Annotated in this window: 3 protein-coding genes; all 3 read right to left on the reverse strand. The window is 33.1% G+C overall.

What is annotated here, in order from left to right; genetic code table 11:
- Positions 1 to 251 (reverse strand): MBL fold metallo-hydrolase (locus CN514_RS23220; RefSeq protein WP_353652091.1); only part of this gene is annotated, 251 nt, incomplete at its 3' end.
- A 93-nt stretch (positions 252 to 344) separates the two neighbouring features.
- Positions 345 to 887: a hypothetical protein gene (locus tag CN514_RS23225; RefSeq protein ID WP_098234598.1), complete on the reverse strand. Its 543-nt coding sequence runs from the start codon at positions 885 to 887 to the stop codon at positions 345 to 347.
- Positions 888 to 1,016: 129 nt separating this feature from the next.
- Positions 1,017 to 4,547: a S8 family serine peptidase gene (locus CN514_RS23230; protein ID WP_286141807.1), complete on the reverse strand. Its 3,531-nt coding sequence runs from the start codon at positions 4,545 to 4,547 to the stop codon at positions 1,017 to 1,019.
- Positions 4,548 to 5,207 lie beyond the last annotated feature (660 nt).

Here is a 5,207-nt window from a genome sequence, read left to right on the forward strand (position 1 = left end):
TTAGTTTTTTCAATATAAGCAGCACAACCTGAAGGATCTTCATGAGAATGAGTTATCATTACTTGATCAAAATCTGCTTGGTCAATAAAAGATTCGAAATATCTATGTAAGGACTGCGATCCCGTATCAATTAATACACCATCCACTAAATAACTGTAAACATTTAATGAAACACTTAGAAATTTAACTTCTCCATTCAAGTAGGAAACGCCATTTTTCTCTCCCAAGTATGATTTTTTCTTTAAAAACATCACCTTTCATCTCCTTAGTATTAAACTAAAATTCACCACAAACACCCGGTTTCTTTTCTTCTGGTGTGTCAACGAGAAGGTGGCGCACAGATTTCAGTTGTTGATACTAAAGTATACAGGTATTAAGTTTCCATTTTTAACTTCATTCATTAATTGTTTTGATGTTGAAGGAACATTTTGTTTTTTCTCCACTTTCTTTGAGTCGCTATTAGCATTTTCTTTACTAGCTATTTCTACAATTTTGTCCTTTGATACTTTCTCGTTTTTATTTGTTTCTTTTCCACTAGTTTCTATAACTTTTTCGGACTTACTTTTCTCTGAAGTTTGTTCTGTTTTTTGTACTGGAGAATTAATTATAAAGATCATTGTTAATATTAATACAGCACACAATCCAGATAATTTCTTCCATAACTTATTTTTTTTAACAAAAAAGAATAGTGCCGAAACCAATAAATAATAGAAAAGCATTAAGCATGTAAAACCAAGTGCATTCATCCACTCTCTAAATAACATCAAAGAAATTGATAGCACAAGTCCACCACCTATTGCTGTAATAGGCCCATATAGACTAGAACCTATTTTTTTCCTTTTAGTAAAATAGTAGATACCAACAATACTGATTATTAATCCAATCACGCCTAGTTTCTCCCTTTAATTTCTATTTTGAAAGGTTCTTAACACTAAAAAGCATTCAATTTTATAATTGTGAACCTGAATTAAACTATTATTTAATATTTTGAGGAAACCTAATGGCATTTTTTCATTCTATTTTTGTACTACAGTAACAGTTTGTGGGGTTGTAGTTACTTTAAAACCTTGTTTATTTACAACTTCTGCTGATACAAAATACGTACCATTTGGAACATCTGACTCAGGCGTCCAGTTCAAATGGATTTCGTTTTCATTTTCAACTACAAAAGAATCAATTACTTTTCCATTTATGTCTTTTATATTGATTGTCCAATTTACATTGTTATTAGCAAATGCATTGATTCCAGCAGATATACTTGCACTAATATTTTCATTTGGCCATACACTAAAGTAGCTAACTAGCATTTCCTCATTAATATATGAAGGGTCTCCCCACACTGAATATCCATGATTATATGCATAATCAGAGCCCAGTACGACGACGCTTTTTGGTTCTTCATTCACAAGGACTGATGTCTGTCCAATCTGTAATGGCTTATATTTACCGTTATACCAAATAATTCCAACTTTAAATCCACTACCATTTTCATTGTCTACTGCTTTGAAAGAGATTTCATATTGTCCATCTTTCGGTTGTACTTTAATATCCGAAACGACTGGAGCAACAGAATCTACTTGAATAGGCAGTTTTACAACTTGTGGTTTAGCATTCTTATAATCTAGAGTTGTTTTTATTACATAGTTATAATTACCATCTTTGACTACCTGGTCATTTTGGTCTTTTACATCCCACAAATAACCACCATTTAAATAGTTACCATAAGACATAATATTTTTACGGAATTTCCATGGCTTTCCTGTATATTCACTAAAGTCACCAAGATATTGAATCATTTCACCATTTTCATTCTCAACATACATTTCAGTCTTTTGTAAGTTTCTTAGTGTCGTAAAAGTTGAGAAAACATTTTTAAAGACTGCATTCGGAGAAATAACCATTCGACTTTTGTTAAATGTTCCTATTTTCGGATCATAACCTAGTGGGAATGTACCTTCTGAACCTGGTTCATCATTCCAAAGAGTTGTGTAACCCAAGTAAGCATCTTTATCCCATGCCACAGGGTCAATATTATGTGGTTGATCCCATTTTCCGTAGTAGCCCATATATGGTACAGAAATTGGAACAGCTAAATCTGCGTTTTGACCTGTTGGAACTAGTCGTACATATCCCTCAACAAAAATCCCTTTCTTTAATTTAGAAGGTAATTCAATTTGAATATCGAGATTCTTGTTTTGTCCTGTCTTAATTTTTAATATCTTTCCTTGTGAATTAGATACTTTTTCTCCATTCACAGAAGCTATGGCCCCTTGTATTCGCTCATTTTTTAATGTTAAATACTCTTTTGAATCCAATGTACCATCATTGTCTAAGTCAAATTCTTTCGTTTCTTTGCCGTCTGTTAGGACATCTACATAAACTCTGTATTCAAATTCTTCTTTATCTTTATTGTTTTGAAGTGCATCTAAATTCAATTTAAATTGGACATTATTGCTATTAATCTCTTTTAATGCAACTGATCCTGCTTGTTCTAGAGGAGTTTTTTCTCTTGTCACCAGTACAGGTGTTTTAATTGCATTTTGTATTTGCATCAAACCAGACCCTTGAATTCGTGGTGAGTAAGGAACTTCAGAATTTGTCCGTGGATCTTGTACAATTTTAGACGTGTTCATTAAAGCAATTTTAGCTTTTAAAGCTGTTTTCTTTGAATGAGCTAAACCTTTTTCATATAAGGATTGTAATAAAAGTGCAGATCCACCTGCTACATGTGGAGTTGCCATTGATGTTCCACTCATAACCTCATACTCATTGCCTGGAACAGTTGAATAAATATTACCGCCTGGTGCTGATAACTCAGGTTTAAAGTCTAATGTATGTGGAGTTCCGTAAGATGAGAAATATGACATTGTATCTTTACTTGGATTATCAATATAAATTCCTTTTGATAATTTCATTTTAACGATATAACCGCTTGTTAACTTAGAAATTAACGTATTACCGATTGCTTTGCCTGTTGTTGCCGCTGGTGTATAATATGGACTAAAGTAGACAAATTGATAGTCAACATCTGTATTCGATGGTACTAAAATAACTGCTTTAGCACCCTTTCTACTTGCTTCGTATTGAATATGACTGTATGAGCCATAAATTTGGTCTGGTTTTGCAATTACAATTTTATTTGTAACATCTTTATTTTTAAAATCTTCAGTTCTACCTTCACCTACATAAATCATCTCGTAACTTTCAAATGGAGATAAAACTTTAGAAAACTTAAAGTTAAACTGGGTTTGATCTTGATATGGAAGCTGAATTCCATTTTCTTCTTCAAGGGTGTTCATATGTATTTTCGAATTTTCATATGAAGCAACTGAAATTGCATATGGACTTACACCTGGTTCACTCACTGTACCAATATCTGGATTTTCGGCATAGGGTTGTAAAGAAGATTGTATTAGATCATTTTTAGTGCTGTAAGCAGCGTTCCCACCAGCAACTACTACAAGTGTGCCATGTTCTGTTGCTACGTGAATTGCCTTCTGAATCGGATCGTTGTCCTCACCAACAAATCCAGCATCAGTTCCTAAACTCATGTTAATAACATCTGCTCCCATTGTTACTGCGTGCTCAATACCAGCGATAATGTCATCCTCATAAGCTCCTTCGCCATTATCAGAAAACACTTTTTCAGCTAAAAGTTGCACTCCCGGCGCAATTCCTTGTACGCCATCATTTGATTCGTCACCATTTGCTCCTACTGTACCTGCTACATGTGTACCGTGAGGGCTTCCATATTGACCATGAGGTATTACATCAGTATCATCATCCGCCCAATCATAACCAGTAGGTACTTTGTCACTGTACCATTTCTCATTTACTTCAGTTTCAGCGAACTTATTTTGGATATTTGATTCTGTCCATTTTTCCTTTTTTTTACCTTTTTCAGTAAGTGTCATATCTTTATGAGTATAATCAATTCCAGAATCTATAACCGCAACTAGTAACCCTTCACCTTTATAACCATATTGCTGCCATACATATTGAGCTTGTACCAATTCTTTGCTTGCACCCATTGATGGTTCAAAAGTTTTTGCAATATGTACATTATCAACCCCAGGCGTGTTTTGTATTTCTTTAACATTACGAAATTCTGTTTCAACACTAAACCCATTAAAGCCTTCAAAGAAACGATTTTTTACCTTGGAAACTGATCTTTGCCTTGAAATTTTTGCTAAAACGTCATCTTGTTTTTGCTTTTGTTGCTTCTTTTTTTCTTTAGGAGAAATATCAATAGATTCTGGTTGTTCTACTTCAACTATTACTCGTACCTGTTCATTTGGGTTATAAGCTTTAACAATACCATTTTCACTTAAATCCTTATAACCTAGTTCATCTACTTGATCTTCATTTAAATGCTTCTCTTCATCTAAGAAAATTTTTTGACCTTTCTTTACAATGTCCTCAATACTTGGAGATGGAATCGTGTTACTTTCTGTTTCTTCTGCAAAACCCGTTGATGTTAACAACAATGCTGCTAAAGTTGCTGTAGTAATTACTTTGTAAGGAAAACCTTTTTTCTTCCTCATCATCCACTTTCCTCCTCTTAACTCATCTTGATATTTGACCTAAAACAAGTGCGTCTTTAGAAATATTTTTTCAACGTTTAAAACAGCAGTTCCAAGATTGAATTGTACATATGTAGACCCTGCTTACACTGCAGTAAACACTCACAGTAACTGTTACAACTTTCTCTTATAGTGAAGTGAATTTTTCTTCTGCTGTAACATCAGCTTTGGAACTATCTTTATCCTGTGTTTCACCTTTTAAATTGTAGTAACTTTTGAGAATAGGAGAGCGAGACTGGTGATACACTTGGGTGGGTTCTTAGTTGCATTTAGTGACTTTTTAATTGAGGCAAAAACCAAACTACTAAATAGAAGAAATGAATAATGAAGTAATTCGTTTTGTCATCTTTGTACTCATTTGTTAACCTCCATATTTTTTTATATTGATCAATTTGTAAATACTGGCTGATAATATCAAAAGAAAGAATCATTAACTTGGTATTTGCTGCTGTTTTGTTTCTATTTTTCAGATAATCTAATGTTTTCTTATGCATCACCACTAACATGAATTGATTTTAGGATAGTGGAATTAAACCATTAGTTAAAATATAAAATTTAGACTATTCAAAACATTAAGGTTATTATATGGTGATATTTTTTTTTTGGAAATGACATTCTCGTTAT

The organism is Bacillus sp. AFS001701, assembly GCF_002559405.1.
GTDB lineage: Bacteria > Bacillota > Bacilli > Bacillales > Bacillaceae_G > Gottfriedia.